The organism is Stenotrophomonas sp. SMYL89 (assembly GCF_036319985.1).
Lineage (GTDB): Bacteria > Pseudomonadota > Gammaproteobacteria > Xanthomonadales > Xanthomonadaceae > Stenotrophomonas > Stenotrophomonas maltophilia_Q.
The window spans coordinates 86,775-104,716 of record NZ_JAWIRW010000012.1; the positions used below are offsets into that span (position 1 = coordinate 86,775).

Annotated in this window: 11 protein-coding genes; 5 read left to right on the top strand and 6 right to left on the bottom strand. The window is 67.8% G+C overall.

Features of this window, described 5'->3' with window-relative positions:
- Positions 1 to 30: 30 nt before the first annotated feature.
- From V3B41_RS15285 to V3B41_RS15300, 4 genes are all read right to left on the bottom strand, one after another.
- Positions 31 to 852 carry an EamA family transporter gene (locus tag V3B41_RS15285; RefSeq protein WP_049427384.1) on the bottom strand — a complete coding sequence of 274 codons (822 nt, stop codon included), beginning with the start codon at positions 850 to 852 and terminating at the stop codon, positions 31 to 33.
- Between the two features lie 134 nt (positions 853 to 986).
- Complete coding sequence (locus V3B41_RS15290) at positions 987 to 3,815, bottom strand: valine--tRNA ligase (protein WP_049427382.1); 2,829 nt, start codon at positions 3,813 to 3,815, stop codon at positions 987 to 989.
- Between the two features lie 72 nt (positions 3,816 to 3,887).
- Positions 3,888 to 4,313 (bottom strand): DNA polymerase III subunit chi, encoded by a 426-nt coding sequence (locus tag V3B41_RS15295; protein ID WP_049427379.1) that lies wholly within the window; start codon positions 4,311 to 4,313, stop codon positions 3,888 to 3,890.
- 82 nt (positions 4,314 to 4,395) lie between these two features.
- Positions 4,396 to 5,874, bottom strand: coding sequence for a leucyl aminopeptidase (locus V3B41_RS15300; RefSeq protein ID WP_049427377.1), 1,479 nt, complete (start codon positions 5,872 to 5,874; stop codon positions 4,396 to 4,398).
- A gap of 104 nt (positions 5,875 to 5,978) precedes the next feature.
- Here V3B41_RS15300 and lptF point away from each other — a divergent pair, with 104 nt between their 5' ends.
- On the top strand, positions 5,979 to 7,061 hold the full coding sequence (gene lptF / locus V3B41_RS15305; RefSeq protein WP_049427375.1) for an LPS export ABC transporter permease LptF: 1,083 nt from the start codon (positions 5,979 to 5,981) through the stop codon (positions 7,059 to 7,061).
- Entirely contained in the window at positions 7,058 to 8,164 is a 1,107-nt protein-coding gene (gene lptG / locus V3B41_RS15310; protein ID WP_049427372.1) for an LPS export ABC transporter permease LptG, read from the top strand. The genes lptF and lptG overlap by 4 nt, the downstream gene beginning before the upstream one ends.
- 90 nt (positions 8,165 to 8,254) lie before the next feature.
- Here the strand turns inward: lptG and V3B41_RS15315 are convergent, their stop codons facing one another.
- Positions 8,255 to 8,746, bottom strand: coding sequence for an RDD family protein (locus V3B41_RS15315; RefSeq protein ID WP_049427371.1), 492 nt, complete (start codon positions 8,744 to 8,746; stop codon positions 8,255 to 8,257).
- A 56-nt stretch (positions 8,747 to 8,802) separates the two neighbouring features.
- Here V3B41_RS15315 and xerD point away from each other — a divergent pair, with 56 nt between their 5' ends.
- Positions 8,803 to 9,780, top strand: coding sequence for a site-specific tyrosine recombinase XerD (gene xerD, locus V3B41_RS15320; RefSeq protein ID WP_049427369.1), 978 nt, complete (start codon positions 8,803 to 8,805; stop codon positions 9,778 to 9,780).
- A 100-nt stretch (positions 9,781 to 9,880) separates the two neighbouring features.
- A complete protein-coding gene (locus tag V3B41_RS15325) occupies positions 9,881 to 10,666 on the top strand; it encodes a DsbC family protein (protein WP_049427368.1) in 786 nt (261 codons plus the stop codon).
- A gap of 122 nt (positions 10,667 to 10,788) precedes the next feature.
- Here the strand turns inward: V3B41_RS15325 and V3B41_RS15330 are convergent, their stop codons facing one another.
- Complete coding sequence (locus V3B41_RS15330) at positions 10,789 to 12,888, bottom strand: glycosyl hydrolase family 18 protein (protein WP_197633050.1); 2,100 nt, start codon at positions 12,886 to 12,888, stop codon at positions 10,789 to 10,791.
- Positions 12,889 to 13,706: 818 nt separating this feature from the next.
- Here V3B41_RS15330 and purL point away from each other — a divergent pair.
- Positions 13,707 to 17,591 (top strand): phosphoribosylformylglycinamidine synthase, encoded by a 3,885-nt coding sequence (gene purL / locus V3B41_RS15335; protein ID WP_180848829.1) that lies wholly within the window; start codon positions 13,707 to 13,709, stop codon positions 17,589 to 17,591.
- The last annotated feature ends 351 nt before the right edge of the window (positions 17,592 to 17,942 follow it).

A 17,942-nucleotide genomic window follows, 5' to 3' on the forward strand; every position in this document is an offset into this window, starting at 1 on the left:
AGGGGTGCCGCCCAGCGGCCGGCACTACCTCTACGCCAGCCGCAAGGCCAATATACCGCCCACGATGAGTGCCGCTGCCAGCCAGCGCGCACGCGGGATCCGCTCGCGCAGCAGGAACACCGAGATCAACAGCGCGAACAGGATGGACGATTCGCGCAGCGCTGAGACCATCGCCACCGGGGCCTGGGTCATCGCCCACAACGCCATCGCGTAGGACGCGGTGGTGCCGACGCCGCCGGCCAGTCCCAGCGGCCAATGCTGGCGCGCATAGTCCAGCACCGCGCCACCGCGGGTGTACAACGCCCAAAGTGGCAGTGGAATGCCCGACAGCAGGAACAACCACAGCGTGTAGCTGAGCGCACTGCCGGATTGGCGCGCACCCTGCGCATCGACCAGGGTGTAGGTGGCGATCATCGCCGCGGTCAGCAGTGGCAGGCGCAGTTGGCCGCCACGTGCACCCAGTGCCATGCACAGGATGCCGGTGCTCACCAGCACCACGCCCAGCCACGCGGCAGGGGGCAGCTGCTCGCCCAGCAGGGTGCCGGCCAGTGCAACCAGGATCGGCGCGCTGCCACGCATCAGCGGATAGGCCAGGCTCATGTCGACCTGCTGGTAGCAGCGTGCCACCAGGCCGTAGTAGGTCACCTGCAGCAGCACGGATGCAGCCAGCCAGGGCCAGCTGTGCGCGGCCGGGAACGGCAGGAAGGGCAGGGCGGCCGCCGACAGCAGTGCGGCGCTGCCGGTCACCAGCACGGTGCCGAGGAGCTTGTCCGGCCCGCGTTTGACGATCGCATTCCAGCTGGCGTGCAGGGCCGCAGCCGCGAGGACCAGCAGGAAGATGGAAAGAGGCATCGGGCGATGATGCCATGCCGGGAAAATGGAAACGCCGGGCATTGCCCGGCGTTTCCGATTCCGCATCGGTAGATGCCAACCTCTCCCGCCGTGGTAATTGCCAACCTTGGCTGGCACGCACCAGAGCGCGGCGCTTACAGCTTCGCGCGCTGCTCGCGCAGGCCGGCCAGTTGGGTATTCCAGTCGGCCAGTCGCACGCGTTCCTGCTCGACCACCGCCGGTGGCACCTTGTCGGTGAACCTGGCCAGCTTGGTCTCGCTCTTTTCCTTTTCGGCATCGACGCGGGCGATTTCCTTGTCCAGGCGCACGCGCTCGGCGTCGAGATCGACCAGGCCTTCCAGCGGCACCAGCAGCTTCAGTTCACCCACGATTGCGGCGGCGGCCGGCGGTGCGCTTTCACCTTCGGCCAGCCACTGGATGCTGTCCAGCTTCAGCAGGAACGACAGCGAGGCGCTGAAGCGTTCAATGCGCAGGCGGTCCTGTTCCAGGCCGGCCTGCAGGCGCAGCGGCACCAGCTTGGATGGGGCGACGTTCAGTTCGCTGCGCACGCGGCGCACCGCACTGATCACCGCCTTCAGCCATTCCACGTCGGCCTCGGCCTGGGCGAAATCGCCTTCGAACTCGGCCGCGGTCGGGTACGGGCGCAGCGACAGCGTGGTTTCGGCCAGGCCCAGGCGCGGGGCCAGCTGCTGCCACAGCTGTTCGGTGATGAACGGGGTCAGCGGGTGCAGCAGGCGCAGCAGCGCTTCCAGCACGTACAGCAGGGTGTGGCGGGTGCTTTCAGCATCGGCGGCGTCGGCACCGTTCAGGGCCGGCTTGCTCAGTTCCAGGAACCAGTCGCAGAACGCGTTCCAGGCGAACTCGTACAGGCACTGCGCCAGCAGGTCGAAGCGGTAGGCGGCGAAATGGCCCTGCGCTTCGGCGGTGGTGGCCGCCAGGCGCGCGAGGATCCAGCGCTCGGCATCGGTGCGCGGCTTGGGCACGCCGGTGAAGGCCGCGCCTTCAGTGTTCATCAGGGCGAAGCGGCTGGCGTTCCACAGCTTGTTGCAGAAGTTCTTGTAGCCCTCGGCGCGGTTCATGTCGAACTTGATGTCGCGGCCGTGGGTGGCCAGCGCGGCGATGGTGAAGCGCAGCGCGTCGGCACCATGGGCGGCGATGCCGTCCGGGAATTCCTTGCGGGTGGCCTTCTCGATCTTCTCCACCATCTTCGGCTGCATCAGGCCGCCGGTGCGCTTGGCGACCAGGTCGTCGATGGTGATGCCGTCGATGATGTCCAGCGGGTCAAGCACGTTACCCTTGCTCTTGGACATCTTCTGGCCCTGGCCGTCGCGGATCAGGCCGGTGAAGTAGACGTCCTTGAACGGGATCTTCCCGACCAGGTTGTCGGTGGCCATGATCATGCGCGCCACCCAGAAGAAGATGATGTCGAAGCCGGTGATCAGCACTGACGACGGCAGGTAGCGGTCGAAGCCACGCTCGGCCATGGCCTGCTCGTTTGGCCAGCCCAGGGTGGAGAACGGCCACAGCTGCGAGGAGAACCAGGTCTCCAGCACGTCGCTTTCCTGGTTCAGCACCACGTCGCTGCCGAGGTTGTTCTTCGCGCGCACTTCGTCTTCGCTGCGACCGACGTAGCAGTTGCCGGTGGCTTCGTCGAACCACGCCGGAATGCGATGGCCCCACCACAGCTGGCGGCTGATGCACCAGTCCTGGATGTTGTTCATCCAGTGGCGGTAGGTGTTGATCCAGTTCGGCGGCACGAAGGCGATGCTTCCGTCCTCGACCAGTTCCAGGCCACGCTTGGCCAGGTCGTCCATCTTCACGAACCACTGGTCGGTCAGGTACGGCTCGATCACCTGGCCGGTACGGTCGCCGCGCGGCACCTGCAGCTTGTGCGCCTTGGTCTCGACCAGGATGCCCAGGTCTTCCAGCTCGGCCAGCACGGCCTTGCGCGCTGCGTAGCGGTCCAGGCCCTGGAAACGCTCCGGTGCGTTCTCGTTGAGCGCCGCCACCGGGGTGAACAGGTTGATCATCGGCAGGCCGTGGCGCACGCCCACTTCATAGTCGTTGAAATCGTGCGCCGGGGTGACCTTGACCACGCCGGTGCCGAACGCACGGTCCACGTAGTCGTCGGCGATCACCGGCACGCGGCGGCCGGTCAACGGCAGCACCACGCTCTTGCCGATCAGATGGGCGTAGCGCTCATCTTCCGGGTGGACCATCACCGCGGTATCGCCCAGCAGGGTTTCCGGGCGGGTGGTGGCGACCACCAGGTAGTCGCGGGTTTCGCGCAGGGTTTCCACGCCGTCGGCATCGCGCTCGACGTGCTCGTAGCTCAGGCCTTCATCCAGCGTGTAGGCGATCGACCACAGGAAGCCATCTTCCTCGGCGCTCTCCACTTCCAGGTCGGAAATGGCGGTCTTCAGCACCGGGTCCCAGTTGACCAGGCGCTGGCCGCGGTAGATCAGGCCCTGCTCGTACCAGCGCACGAAGGCTTCGTTCACCGCGGCCGACGGCTGCGGGTCCATGGTGAAGGTGCTGCGCGACCAGTCGGCGGAGGTGCCGAGGCGGCGCATCTGGCGTTCGATGGTGTCGCCGGACTGCTGCTTCCACTCCCAGACCTTGCCGATGAAGCCTTCGCGGCCCAGCGAATCACGGGTCTCGCCCTTGCCTTCCAGCGCCAGGTTGCGGCTGACCACCATTTCGGTGGCGATGCCGGCGTGGTCGGTACCGACCTGCCACAGCGTGTCGTAGCCGCGCATGCGGTGGTAGCGCACAAGTGCATCCATCAGCGTCTGCTGGAACGCATGGCCCATGTGCAGCGTGCCGGTCACGTTCGGTGGCGGCAGCAGGATGGTGTACGGCTCGCCCGTGCCGGACGGCTTGAAGTGGCCGGCCTTCTCCCAGGCCTCGTAGAGGTCGGTCTCGAAGGACTTCGGGTCGTAGCTGGAGGCGAGTTGGGTCATGCGGGGGAACCAGGAGGTAATCGTTGAAGGATCAGGGCGCGGCGGCGGCCCATCAAGGGGGCCGGGGCGCGCTTACATGTCGTGCTTGTTCAGGTCGTAACCGGCGGCCTTGTACTGGCGCCAGCGTTCGCGCAGCGGTTCGCGCGCTTCCGGATCGGCCGGGACCACTTCCAGCACGCGTTCGCACTGGCCCAGCCAGGGCTCATCGCGCAGGTTGATCACCAGCGGGCGTGCCGGCGCGCCGGTGCCTGGTACGGCGATCAGCACCAGGGCCTCTTCCTCGTCCATGTCTTCGCCGGCGATCTGGTGCGGGATGTAGGCATCGTTGTCGAAGGCCCACAGCAGCTCGTCCAGCTCTTCGGCCTGGGCCTGGTCGCGGGCCAGCACCAGGGTGAACAACCCGGCGTCGTTGGCCTTGCGTGCCAGCTCGCAGACCAGGCGCAGTGGCTCGGTCAGGAAGCGGGGCTTGGCGATCAGGTAGAAGTCGGCGCGGGGCATGGCAGGGTCCGGGTCAGGCAGAAGCCCGGTCGTGCCGGGCGAGGCCCTGGCCGGCGTGGGCCGGCCAGGGTCGGGTACGGCATCAGGCGCGGGCGGCCTGGTCCAGCAGCCACTGGCTCAGCAGGCCGACCGGGCGGCCGGTGGCCATGCCACGCTTGCCTTCATCGCTGGCCACGCCGGCGATGTCCAGGTGCGCCCAGCGTTGGCCTTCGGCGAAGCGCGACAGGAAGCAGCCAGCGGTGATCGCACCGGCCCAGCGGCCGCCGATGTTGTAGACGTCGGCGAAGGTCGAATCCAGCATCGGCTGGTACTCGTCCCACAGCGGCAGGCGCCAGGCGCGGTCGAACACGTGCTCGCCGGCAGCCAGCAGCTCGTTGGCCAGGTCGTCGTGCTTGGTCATCAGGCCGGCGGTCTGGTGGCCGAGGGCGACCATGCAGGCACCGGTCAGGGTGGCGACGTCGACCAGCGCGGCCGGCTCGAAGCGCTGTGCGTAGGTCAGCGCGTCGCACAGGATCAGGCGGCCTTCGGCGTCGGTGTTGCCCACTTCGATGGTCTTGCCCGACATCGAGGTGATCACGTCAGATGGACGGTAGGCGTTGCCATCGATCGCGTTTTCAACGGCCGGCACCACCACGACGAGGTTCAGCGGCAGCTTGGCCTTCACGGCCGCGACGAAGGTGCCGATGACGTTGGCGCCACCGCACATGTCGTACTTCATCTCCTCGATGCCGCCTTGGGTCTTCAGGTTGACGCCACCGGTATCGAAGGTGATGCCCTTGCCGACCAGCACATAGGGCTTGGCGTCGCCGCCACCGGTCCACTTCAGCACGACCAGACGCGGACGGTTGGCCGACCCGCGGGCCACGGCCAGCAGCGAGCCCATGCCCAGCGCTTCCATCTGGGTCTCATCCAGGATCTCGGCCTCGGCACCGTCGTGCTCGCCGGCAAACTTCACGCCCACTTCGGCCAGGTAGGCCGGGGTGCAGTAGTTCGGTGGCAGGTTGCCCAGTTCGCGGGCGAACTCGACACCGGCGGCGATGGCCTGGCCCTGGGCCAGGGCCTGGGCGTCGTCACCGGCAATGGCCAGCTGGGCCAGGCCGGCGTCGTCGGCCTTCTTCTTGCCCAGCGTGGCGGTGTAGCGGTAGGCGGCGTGATCGGCGGCGATCACTGCCTGGCGGATCGCCCAGGCCGCGTCGCGGTCCTTGATGGCCACTTCGGACAGGGTGAACAGTGCGCTGCGGGTAGCGCCGGCCTTCAGCGCGCGCACGGCGTCGCCAACGGCCTTCAGGTACTGCGGCACGCCGAAGCGGGCGGCATCGCCCAGGCCGACCACCAGCACGCGCGGGGCGGTCACGCCCGGCAGGTCGTGCAGCAGGGTGGTGGCGCCGGTCTTGCCGGACAGGTCGCCGCGCTGGGCCAGCGAGGCCAGGCGGCCGCCGCTGGCAGCGTCCAGGGCCTGTGCGGCCGGGGTCAGGGTATGGTCGGCGTAGGCGCCGACCACCAGGCAATCGACGGTGGCGGCGGCCGGAGCAACGTGGTTCAGGGTGAATTCGAGGGCCATTGAGCAGATTCCATTGGCGAGTCCGTACAATCGCAGGCCGTTTACGCCCAGACAGTAGACTGGGCGGCACCGCGAACGAACCCCAGAGTTTAAACCACCGCCCCATGCTGAAGCTCGACCGATACCTGCTGGGCGATTTCGTCCAGAGTTTCCTGGCTACCCTGATCGTCCTGCTGGTCGTCAGCGTAGGCGGCGTGCTGGTGGACATCCTCGGCAACATCGCCGACGGGCGTCTGCCGGCCAAGCTGCTGTTCTCCCAGCTGGGCCTGCAGTTCATCGCCTACCTGCCGCTGATCCTGCCGCTGGCGCTGATGCTTGGCCTGCTGCTGGCGGTCGCCCGCCTGTACCGGGACTCGGAGATGGCGGTCATCACCGCCATTGGCGTGGGCCCCAAGCGCCTGCTGCGGCCGCTGCTGATGCTGGTGGTGCCGGTGGTGCTGCTGGTCGGCGCCTGCTCGCTGTGGCTGGGCCCGTGGGCCGGCCGGGTGGCCGAGCAGATGATCGTCGAGGCCAACCGCAGCGTGCTGATGGCCGGCCTGGAGCCGGGCCGCTTCACCCAGCTGCCCAATGGCGGCGTGGTCTACCTGTCCTCGATCTCGCCCGATGGCACCCAGCTGGGCAAGGTGTTCCTGCAGCGGCAGAAGGATGACCGGCTGGAGGTGGTGTCGGCCAACGGCGGCCGCATGTTCTTCGAGGGCACCCGCCAGCGCTTCCTGGAGCTGGATGACGGCCACCAGGTGGAAGGTCCGGTGGCCGGTGCGCTGGACTACCGGTTGGCGACCTTCGCCCGCAACGACGTGGCCCTGCCTGATGGCGCGCAGACCCGCACCGAGGATGACCCGGAACTGATGCCGACGCTGAAGCTTATCGGTGACGAGCGCCCGCAGGCGCAGGCACAGCTGCACCGTCGCCTGGCACCACCGCTGATCGCGCTGGCGTTCGCCCTGCTGACCGTGCCGCTGGGCCGCAGCTCGCCGCGCCAGCAGCGCTACGGCCGGATGATGCTGGCCCTGATGGCCTATATGGTCGGTACCAACCTGATGTTCATCGGCAGTGGCTGGATTGCCAACGGCAAGATTCCGCCCGCGCTGGGCCTGTGGTGGCTGACTCTGCCGCTGCTGGCGCTGGCGATCTGGATGTATGCCCGTGATGGCCGCCTGGGCCGCCCGAAGGGAGCCCGCGCATGAGGCTGCGCCCGATGCGTTTCGATCTGTACCTGGGCCAGTCGGTGTTCACCACCGTACTGCTTACCTGGGCGGTGCTGGTCGGCCTGGACGTGGTGATGGCGTTCTCCGGCGAGTTCAAGGACATCGGCAAGAACGGCTACACCCTGGGCCATGCCGCCGCATGGGTGCTGTACACGGTGCCCCGCCGCGCCTACACGATGTTCCCCACCGCAGCGGTGATCGGGGCACTGATGGGCCTGGGCCAGCTGGCGGCGACCTCGGAGCTGACCGCGCTGCGTGCGCTGGGCCTGTCGCGGAAGCGCCTGAGCGTATCGGTGGCCATCGCGCTGTCGTTGCTGACCGCAGTGATGGTGCTCAGCGCCGAGACATTGGGCCCCTGGGGCCAGGACCGCGCCGATGCGCTGAAGTCCAGCGCCAAATGGGGGCGGGACATTTCCAGCAGCCGCTACTCGGGCCTGTGGGCGCGCGAAGGCGATACCTTCCTCAGTGCCGTCGCAGGCGAAGAGCAGCTGGTGGGCGACAAGGGCACGCGGCTGATCCTGCGCGACGTGCGCCTGTACCGCATTGCCGAGGACGGCCGGATCGCCTCGTTGACCCATGCCGACACCGTCGAGCATGACAAGGACGGCTGGATACTGACCGGGGTGCGCCGCGACACCTTCGGCGAGCGCTCGGTGACCCGCCAGGAAGTGGCGCGTGAGCCCTGGAATTCGAAGCTGGACCCGGCGGCGCTGGCTACCGGCATCGCCAAGCCACGCAATCTCAGCCTGGCGGAACTGAGCACCAGCATCGCCTATCGCGAGCGCAACGGCCTGGATGCGCGCGATTTCGAGGACGTGTACTGGAGCCGCTGGTTCTACCCGGTGAACGTGCTGGCGCTGTGCCTGGCGGCGGTGCCGTTCGCGTTCGGCTCGCTGCGTAGTGGTGGCATGGGCAAGCGCCTGTTCCTCGGTATCCTGTTCGCGCTGGGCTTCTGGCTGCTGCAGCTGTTCTTCGGCCGCATGGCCGGCGCGTTGAAGTTCGATTTCCGCATTGCCTATGCGTTGCCGCCGATCGTGATGCTGGCGGTATCGGGATTGCTGTTCCGGCGGAAATCGGGCTGATCGTGATTGTTGTAGAGCCGAGCCCATGCTCGGCTGCTTTTCGCTCACCGCTCGTCAGCCGAGCATGGGCTCGGCTCTACAGGTCGTGCATCAGCGCTTCGGTATCCGCATCAGGTGGGTGCCGCTGGCGCGGTCGTGCCAGGTCAGTCGCTGGCGGTCGATCCACGCCCACCAGAATCCCAGGCCGCCCAGCAGCAGTGACAACGTGCCCACGGCGAAACGCAGCCAAAGCTGCGTGCGTCGCAAGGGCGCGCCATCGCTCGATTCCAGCTTCAACCGCCACGGCCGCATGCCCAGTGTCTGTCCGCCGCGGCGCCAGCTGGCCGTGGCATACCCCCCCGTGATCAGCCAGCACACTGCCCACAGCAGCCACTGCCAGGCGCTGAACGGTGCAATGTTCTCGCGCTGGGCGTGGCCGCTGAAGGTGTAGGCCAGGGTGAACAGGGTGCCGGCCAGCATCCACAGCGCCAGCACCGGCAGCGCGTCGTAGACCATCGCCAGCGCACGCCACAGCAGCAAAGCGCGTGGGCGGGGCAGCTCGGTAGCGGCCGCAGGGACCGTATCAATGACGGGACGGGACATGAGCCGAGCATACGCAATGCTGGCCGCATCCGCAGTGGCCCTCGTATCCTGCACGCATGGCTTCTGTTTCCACCCCCGCCGAACGCCGCCAGCTGGTGCAGCAACTGCCGGAACTGCGCGCCGATGACAGCGTGCGCATCCAGCGTTTCCTCGATGCGATCTGGGCCGAGAACGGCCTGGCCCGCGCCACCCTCGACAGCTACCGGCGCGACCTGGAAGGGTTGGCACGCTGGATGGACGGGCGCGACGGTGGCCTGGCCGGCATCGAGCGTCCCGGCCTGTTCGACTACCTGGCCTGGCGCACCCGGCATGGCTGGTCGCCGCGAAGCAATGCCCGCCTGTTGTCGGCGTTGCGCGCGTTCTTTGCCGATGGCGTGCGCCGGGGCGACCGCAGCGAAGACCCCAGCGCGCTGCTGGACCCACCCAAGCTGCCTCGGCTGCTGCCCAAGGCACTGGCCGAGAGCCAGATCGACGCGCTCCTGGCAGCACCCGATGTCGACAGCCCGCTGGGCCTGCGCGATCGCGCCATGCTGGAGCTGATGTATGCCGCCGGCCTGCGCGTGAGCGAACTGGTGCTGCTGCCGGCCACTGCGGTCAACCTGCGCCAGGGCGTGCTGCGGGTCACCGGCAAGGGCAGCAAGGAGCGGCTGGTGCCGCTGGGCGAGGAATCCCAGCATTGGCTGGAGCGTTACCTGCAGCAGTCCCGGCCGCAGCTGGTCGGCAAGGGCAGGGTACAGGCCTTGGCGGATGGGCAGACCCCGCTGTTTGTCGAAGCGACGTTGCATGCGCTGACCCGGCAGGCGTTCTGGCACCTGGTCAAGCGCTACGCGCAGATTGCCGGTATCGACCCGGTGCGGATCAGCCCGCATGGCCTGCGCCACAGCTTCGCCACCCACCTGCTCAATCGTGGCGCCGATCTGCGTGCGCTGCAGATGCTGCTTGGCCACAGCTCGTTGTCGACCACCCAGATCTACACCCTGGTGGCGCGCGAGCACCTGCAGAAACTGCACGCCCGGCATCATCCGCGTGGATGAGCGGTGGCCTGAACCTTGGCCCCGGGCGGTGCGCGGCGTCGCGGCCCGGTGCCGGTGGCTGTGTCAGAATCCGAGGTCTTCTTCTGCCGCGGACCGTTCCATGCTCCGATTTGCCATCGCCGCCGTGTTCGGCGCGCTCAGCCTGACGGCCTGTGCCCAGCCCGCGCCGCCGGCCGCCAAGGCCCCTGCTACCACTGCGGCCAAGGCCAGCCCGGCCGCCAACGCGTCGGCCGACCAGGCCGTGCGTGCCGCGCTGACCGCGCTCAATCCCGGTTTCCAGGTGGATTACATCGGCGCTGCGCCGTTCCCCGGCTTCCGCGAGGTCGTCGTGTCCGGCCAGTTGCTGTACGTGTCCGATGATGGCCGCTACCTGTTCCAGTCGCAGCCGTATGACACCCGCGCCAAGGGCCCGGCCAACAGCGAAGGCCTGCTCGGCTACCGCCGCGATCTGCTGGCCAAGGCCAACCATGGCGACCGCATCGTGTTTGCTGCCCCGAACGCCAAGTACACCATCAGCGTGTTCACCGACATCGAATGCGGTTACTGCCGCAAGCTGCACCAGGACATCGCCGAGCTCAACCGCAACGGCATCTCCGTCGAGTACCTGGCGTTCCCGCGCATGGGCCTGGGCAGCAAGGACTACACCGACATGATCTCGGTCTGGTGTGCGGCTGATCGTCGCCAGGCACTGACCAACGCCAAGCGCGGTGGCAGCGTGCCGGCCAAGAACTGCACCAACCCGGTAGCGATGCAGTACGCACTGGGCCAGCAGCTGGGCGTGAACGGCACGCCGGCGATCTTCGCCCCCGACGGCACCCAGCTGGGGGGCTACCTGCCGCCGGCACAGCTGCGTGCGGCGCTGGAAAAGCTGTCGGCCAAGCGCTGATCACCGCCGACCTTTTCCTGTAGAGCCGAGCCCATGCTCGGCTGCGGAAGCATCAGCAGAGCATGGGCTCGGCTCTACAGGTGGGAAGCCGGGAATGCGTGTCGCATCCCCGGCTTTTCTGCTTACTTCAGGCCATCACTGACCGCCTTGGTCAGCGTGCCCTGCGCATCGTCACCACTGAACTCCCAGACGAACGCACCGCCCAGGCCCTGGGTCTTCACGTAACCCATCTTGCGGGTGATGTTGGCCGGGGTGTCGAAGCTCCACAGCGTGCTGCCGTTGTAGATCCAGGTGGCACCGGCGGTGTTGTCGGTGTAGCCCGGCCACGCCAGGTTCTTCAGCACCTTCCAGTCCTCGATGCCGGCCTCGTAGGTACCCGGGGCGGCGCCGGTCGCGGTCTGGTACAGGCCGTTGTTGGCGTTGGCCACGCCGGTCCAGCCACGCCCGTAGTAGCCGATGCCCAGGTTGAGCTTGGCGGCGGGAACGCCTCGGCTGATGAAGGCCTCGATGGCGTCGTTGCTGTTGTACAGCTTCTGGTCGCCGGTGGACGGATCATTCGGCGAATCGAACAGTGCGGACTGGTGATTGGTCTTCGCGTCCCACGCGCCGTGGAAGTCGTAGGTCATCACGTTGATGTAGTCCAGGTACGGGTGGTACGCGGCCGGATCGGTGACGCGGATCTTGTCGATGCCCGCACCCACCGCCACCGTCAGCAACAGGCCCGGACGCACTGCATCGAGCTGGCGGCGGAACTCGGCCATCAGCGCGGTGAAGTTGGCGTTGTCTTCCGGCTTGCCGCACTCGATGCCGCACGCCACCGGGTATTCCCAGTCGATGTCGATGCCGTCGAACACGCCCAGCGCGGCACCGGCGCCACCGGCACCGTCGGTCACCGGCAGGTTGCCCTTGATGTAGGCATCGATGCACGAGGCGACGAAGGCCTGGCGGTTTTCCGGGCGTGCCGCGCTGGAGAAGCCGCGCGACCAGGTCCAGCCACCCAGCGAGATCAGCACCTTCATGCCCGGGTACTTGGCCTTGAGCTGCTTGAGCTGGTTCCAGTTGCCGCGCAGCGGCTGGTCCCAGGTATCAGCGCTGCCGCTGACGCTCTCGGCGGCGCTGAAGGCCTTGGTGTAGTCGGCGAAGGCATCGCCACCGGCACCACTGTTCGGATCCGACGGCTGGGTGATGCCCACTTCGCAGCGGTTGTTGCGCACGTTGCCGAAGGCGTAGTTGATGTGGGTCAGGCGTGCGGCCGAACCGCTGCTGTCGATGTTCTTGACCCGGTAGTTGCGGCCGTAGATGCCCCACTGGGTGAAGTAGCCGATGACCCGCTTGCCGGTGGTGCCGCCGTCGCCGGCCAGCGTGGTGGCGCTGATCTCGGTGCCTTGGGCGGACGCGTTGCCGGCGTTGTCGCGGGCACGCACGCGGTAGCGATAGGTGGTGGATGCGGTCAGGCCACCATCGACATAGCTGGCGCTGGACGGCGAACCGACCAGGCTGCCATTGCGGTACACGTCATAGCCGGCCACGCCGCTGCCACCGGTGTTGTCGGTGGACGGGCTCCAGCTGAGCGCGATGCTGTTGGCGGTACGCGTGCCCACCGTCAGCCCACCGGGCACGCTCGGCGCGGTGGTATCCCCACCGGCGGCGTTGACGGTGATGGTGATGGTCGACGTGCTGCTGGTGGCGTTGTTGTTGTCGGTGGCCACCGCGCGCAGGGTGTGGCTGCCGGCGCTGGCATTGGCCCAGCTGGCCGCATACGGCGCACTGGTGGCGATGCCCAGCGAGGCGCCGTCGCGGAAGAACTCGACCTTCGCGACGCTGCCGTCCGGGTCGCTGGCGTTGGCGGTCACGTTGACCGTGCTGCCGGCGCTGAAGGTGGCGCCGTTGGCCGGCGAGGTCAGGCTGACCACCGGCGGCTGGTTGGTGCCGCTGCCATCGCAGGCACCGAGGTTGGTGTAGTAGGGCGCGCCGGCCGGATGGTCCGGCGGCGCGTTCCAGATGTCCTGGTTCGCCCGATAGAGGACGCCTCCTTTCTGGAGGGTATCGCCGGCCCGGTAGATCTTGGCCTGGTCCCACTGGGCCACGCCGGCACAGCTGGCGGCCTGCGCCAGGCCGGGCAGGGCGGCGGTACCGGCGGCCAGGGCAAGCAGCCAGGCCAGGCGGCGGGGACGACAGCTTCGGGTCGCACGTTCGGCACTGCGCACAATCGGGTCGTACATGGGTAAGTCTCCGATCAAAGGGCGCGCGGGCCCCGATGGCGCCGCGCGTGACGCAGGTCCGGGCGTCGCCCGGGAAGGCGACGGAGGGGGCGGACGGGGTACCTGGGAGGCCGGGGAGAGAGTCCGGCGCCAGGTAGGGACAACGTTGTCATCAATTGTGTGGTCAATCCGTGAGCAAGCGCATGGTTCCGGGATTCAGGCGGAGAGCGCGCTGCGCGCGGTCGGCGGCCATCGGCGGAGCCCCTCGTGGCTGGGGCTTTCCGCGAACAGGGGATTTCTGGAGGTTGGCCGGGTGGGTGGGCTGCGCAGGGGACGCCGTGAATACGTCCCTGTAGGCTCGGGCGCGCCATCCATGGCGCTTACGCCCCTGCGCAGCCCACCCGCCCGGCCACGGACAGGTTCCTGCGCGGCCAGCCACGGAAGACAGAACAAAAAGTCAAAAGCAGAAGCCGGTCGCTGCGCTCTTCAATGCCTGACTTCTGAGATTTCCCTGGTTGCCGGCCAGCGGCCGGCACTACCGGCGAGCATCCACGCATGGCGTGGATCTACCGCAGATCGCGAAATCTGTCGAAGGCGGGGTGGGTCCGGTGGCGGGGGTGTCCGCGGCATGGATGCCGCGGCCAAGCCCCCATGGACGGATTCACGGCGTCCCCCGCAACCGGAGCCACCCCGCCATCCCACGGGAGGCCAGCTTTTGCTCTGGCCGTTGCCGTTGCCGTTGCCCTGGCTTCGGCGGGTGCCGGGCGCCGCCCGGCCAAAGCCCTTCCCCCGCTTCCGGTACAATGTCGGGCCCGTTTCCCAACTACGGTTCCCCGGACATGATGGTCCTCGAGGGCGCGCCCGCCCTGTCGCCGTTCCGCCGCGAACGTCTTGAATCCCGCCTGCAGTCCATCGCTCCCTCCCTGCGCATCAGCGGTGCCTGGCACGTCTACTTCGTGCAGCCCGAAGGCAGCACCGCACCCGACCTGACCACCCTGTGCCGCATCCTCGAAGCTGCGCCGCAGGCCGAGGCCCTCGCCGACGGTGCGGTCAGCCGCATCGTGGTGCCGCGCCTGGGCACGCTGTCGCCGTGGTCGAGCAAGGCCACCGAGCTGGTGCGCGGTGCCGGTCAGCCGGTCAGCCGGGTCGAGCGTGGCCTGCGCATCGATGTGCAGGGCTGGCCGGCCGATGCCGATGCCCGGCAGGCGCTGGTCAAGGCGCTGCACGACCCCATGACGCAGTCGGTGCTGGAGACCGTGGAGCAGGGCCAGGCGCTGTTCTCGGCGCCGGCCCGTGGCGAGCTGGAACGCGTGCCGGTGGACCAGTTGGAGGCTGCCAACCAGCGCCTCGGCCTGGCCATGGCGCAGGATGAGATCGACTATCTGCGCGAACGCTTCACCGCGCTGGGCCGCTCGCCGTCGGACGTGGAACTGATGATGTTCGCGCAGGCCAACTCCGAGCACTGCCGGCACAAGATCTTCAACGCCAGCTGGACCATCGACGGCCAGGAGCAGGACCGCTCGCTGTTCCGGATGATCAAGAACACCCACCAGCAGACCCCGCAGCACACGCTCAGCGCGTACAGCGACAATGCGGCGGTGATCGAAGGCCATCCGGCCTCGCGCTATCGCCCGGACCCGGCCAGTGGCGAATACCGCCGCGAGCCGCAGGTGCCCAGCGCGTTCCAGATCAAGGTGGAAACGCACAACCACCCGACCGCGATCGCGCCGTTCCCGGGCGCCTCGACCGGTGCCGGTGGCGAGATCCGCGACGAAGGCGCGACCGGCCGCGGTGGCAAGCCCAAGGCCGGCCTGACCGGCTTCTCGGTCTCGCACCTGCGCATTCCCGAACTGCCGCAGCCGTGGGAAGCGCCGCGCGCGCTGAACCCGCGCATGGCGCCGGCGCTGGAAATCATGACCGACGGCCCGCTCGGCGGCGCCGCATTCAACAACGAGTTCGGCCGCCCGAACCTGCTCGGCTACTTCCGCAGCTTCGAGCTGCCCGAAGGCGCCGATCTGGTCCGCGCTTACGACAAGCCGATCATGCTGGCCGGTGGCCTCGGCGCCATCGACCGCATCCAGGTCGACAAGATCCAGCTGCAGGCCGGTGATGCGGTCATCGTGCTCGGTGGCCCGGCCATGCTGATCGGCCTGGGCGGTGGTGCCGCCAGTTCGGTGGCCTCCGGCGAAAGTGCCGAGGACCTGGACTTCGCGAGCGTTCAGCGCGACAACCCGGAGATGGAACGTCGCTGCCAGGAGGTCATCGACCGCTGCGTGGCGATGGGGGCCAACAACCCGATCAAGTTCTTCCACGACGTCGGTGCCGGTGGCCTGTCCAATGCCATCCCCGAACTGCTGCACGACTCCAACGTCGGCGGCGTGATCGACCTGGGCAAGGTGCCCACCGACGATCCGTCGCTGTCGCCGATGCAGCTGTGGTGCAACGAATCCCAGGAACGTTACGTGCTGGGCGTGGCCCAGGAGCGCCTGGCCGAGTTCGCCGCGCTGTGCGCCCGCGAGCGCTGCCCGTTCGCTGCGGTCGGCGTGGCCACCGCCGAGGAACACCTGGTGGTGGCTTACGGTGCCGTGCCGGGCCACACCCCGGCCGATGCGCCGATCGACCTGCCGATGGACGTGCTGTTCGGCAAGCCGCCGAAGATGCACCGCGACACTACGCATCCGCCGGCACCGCGCTGGCCGGCGCTGAAGACCGCGGGTCTGGATCTGCAGGAAGCGGGCCTGCGCGTGCTTGCGCACCCGACGGTGGCGTCGAAGAACTTCCTGGTCACCATCGGTGACCGCAGCGTCGGCGGCCTGACCGCACGCGAACAGATGGTCGGCCCGTGGCAGCTGCCGGTGGCCGATGTAGCCATCACCGTGGCCGACTTCGAAGGCGTGGCCGGTGAAGCGATGTCGATTGGCGAGCGCACCCCGCTGGCCCTGCTCGATGCGGCAGCTTCGGCACGCATGGCGGTGGGCGAAGCGCTGACCAACCTGTGCGCTGCCCCGGTCGATGCGTTGGATGAGATCAAGCTGTCGGCGAACTGGATGGCCGCGGCCGGCCACCCGGGCGAAGACGCGCTGCTGTACGACGCGGTGAAGGCCGTGGGCATGGAACTGTGCCCGCAGCTGGACATCAGCATCCCGGTGGGCAAGGACTCGCTGTCGATGCAGGCGCAGTGGCACGACCAGGGCGAGGCGCACAAGAGCGTGTCGCCGGTGTCGCTGGTGATCTCCGCGTTCGCACCGGTCGCCGACGTGCGCCAGCAGCTGACTCCGCTGCTCGACCGCGACGTCGAAAGCGAGCTGTGGCTGATCGGCCTCGGCGCCGGCAAGCAGCGCCTGGGCGGTTCGATCCTGGCCCAGGTGCATGCCGACCACGGTGACCTGCCGGCCTTCGCCGGTGCCGCCCCGGACCTGGACGACCCGCAGCGCCTGCGCGGCTTCTTCGAACTGATCCGCGATGCGCGCCAGGCCGGCCTGCTGCTGGCCTACCACGACCGCAGCGACGGCGGCGCCTTCGCCGCGCTGTGCGAAATGGCCTTCACCTCGCGGCTGGGCCTGGACATCACCCTCGATGCCTGGGGCGATGATCCGTTCCGCAGCCTGTTCAACGAAGAACTGGGTGCGGTGGTGCAGATCGCGCGCGAAGACCGCGCGGCATTTGCCGACCTGGTCGAGCGCCATGCATTGACCGAATGCGCACAGCGCATTGCCAAGCCGACCACTGCACCGGTGGTGCGCGTGTCGCTGGCCGGCGAGAACCTGGCCGAATGGCGCTGGGAAGCGTTGTTCGACGCCTGGTGGTCGGTCACCCACGCCATGCAGAAGCGCCGCGACAACCCGGCCAACGCCGATGCCGAGCGTGAGATCGTCCGTGCCTTCAACGCACCGGGCCTGAAGCCCAAGCTCAGCTTCGACATCAATGAAGACGTGGCCGCCCCGTTCATCAGCACGGGTGCGCGTCCGCGCGTGGCCGTGCTGCGCGAGCAGGGCGTCAACGGCCAGATCGAAATGGCGAATATCTTCGAACGTGCTGGCTTCCGTCCCTTCGATGTGCACATGAGCGACCTGATCGAAGGCCGCGTCGCCCTGCAGGACTTCACCGGCCTGGTCGCCTGCGGCGGCTTCAGTTACGGCGACGTGCTTGGTGCCGGCCGTGGCTGGGCGACGTCGATCCTGGAGCGCAGCGCGCTGCGTGATGCCTTCGCCGCGTTCTTCGCGCGCGAGGACAGCTTTGCCCTGGGCGTGTGCAACGGCTGCCAGATGATGAGCCAGCTGAAGGACATCATTCCCGGTGCCGAACACTGGCCGCAGTTCCGCCGCAACGCCAGCGAGCAGTTCGAGGCCCGCACCGCGCTGCTGGAAGTGGTGGAATCTCCATCGATCCTGCTGCGGGGCATGGCCGGTTCGCGCCTGCAGGTGGCAGTGGCGCATGGCGAAGGCCAGGCGGTGTTCGACAACGCGGTCGACCAGGCCGCGGCCCGTGTTTCGCTGCGCTACATCGATGGCCACGGCAACGTTGCCAACCAGTACCCGCTGAACCCGAACGGTTCGCCGGACGGCATCACCGGCCTGACCAGCAGCGACGGCCGCGTGACCATCATGATGCCGCACCCGGAACGCACCCCGCGTGCGCTCAACATGAGCTGGGCCCCGGCCGAGTGGCAGGGTGATTCGCCGTGGATGCGCATGTTCCGCAACGCGCGGGTGTGGTGCGGCTGATCGCACCACATCGCGCACGCATCAATGCCGCCGCGTATGGAAAAACCCGCCGTTGACCGGCGGGTTTTTTCTTTGCGCGCGTGAAAATCCTGATGCGCCCGCTAGTTACATGGATTTTCAGGCGACAAAGTATCGTCACGCATCGCTAACAAAATCCTTTTATAAACAGGCGAAAAAGTGAACTGCTTCACGGCAATAGGATTTGTCGTGTCAAAGTCTTGACGATCTGCAAAGTTGCCGTTAACACTTGAACCCCGTTTCAGAATCATTCATTTCGCAGTAACCGGTTGGCGCACGCGCTCGGTTTTCTGTCGCTGCGCGCCGTTCGGCAATACCCCGCAGTAAATCACG

Coding starts and splice junctions, on each gene's coding strand:
- xerD (WP_049427369.1), top strand. CDS start 8,803: ATGGCTTCTGTTTCCACCCCCGCCGAACGCCGCCAGCTGGTGCAGCAA.
- purL (WP_180848829.1), top strand. CDS start 13,707: ATGATGGTCCTCGAGGGCGCGCCCGCCCTGTCGCCGTTCCGCCGCGAA.
- V3B41_RS15290 (WP_049427382.1), bottom strand. CDS start 3,815: ATGACCCAACTCGCCTCCAGCTACGACCCGAAGTCCTTCGAGACCGAC.
- lptF (WP_049427375.1), top strand. CDS start 5,979: ATGCTGAAGCTCGACCGATACCTGCTGGGCGATTTCGTCCAGAGTTTC.
- V3B41_RS15330 (WP_197633050.1), bottom strand. CDS start 12,888: ATGTACGACCCGATTGTGCGCAGTGCCGAACGTGCGACCCGAAGCTGT.
- V3B41_RS15285 (WP_049427384.1), bottom strand. CDS start 852: ATGCCTCTTTCCATCTTCCTGCTGGTCCTCGCGGCTGCGGCCCTGCAC.
- V3B41_RS15300 (WP_049427377.1), bottom strand. CDS start 5,874: ATGGCCCTCGAATTCACCCTGAACCACGTTGCTCCGGCCGCCGCCACC.
- V3B41_RS15295 (WP_049427379.1), bottom strand. CDS start 4,313: ATGCCCCGCGCCGACTTCTACCTGATCGCCAAGCCCCGCTTCCTGACC.
- lptG (WP_049427372.1), top strand. CDS start 7,058: ATGAGGCTGCGCCCGATGCGTTTCGATCTGTACCTGGGCCAGTCGGTG.
- V3B41_RS15325 (WP_049427368.1), top strand. CDS start 9,881: ATGCTCCGATTTGCCATCGCCGCCGTGTTCGGCGCGCTCAGCCTGACG.
- V3B41_RS15315 (WP_049427371.1), bottom strand. CDS start 8,746: ATGTCCCGTCCCGTCATTGATACGGTCCCTGCGGCCGCTACCGAGCTG.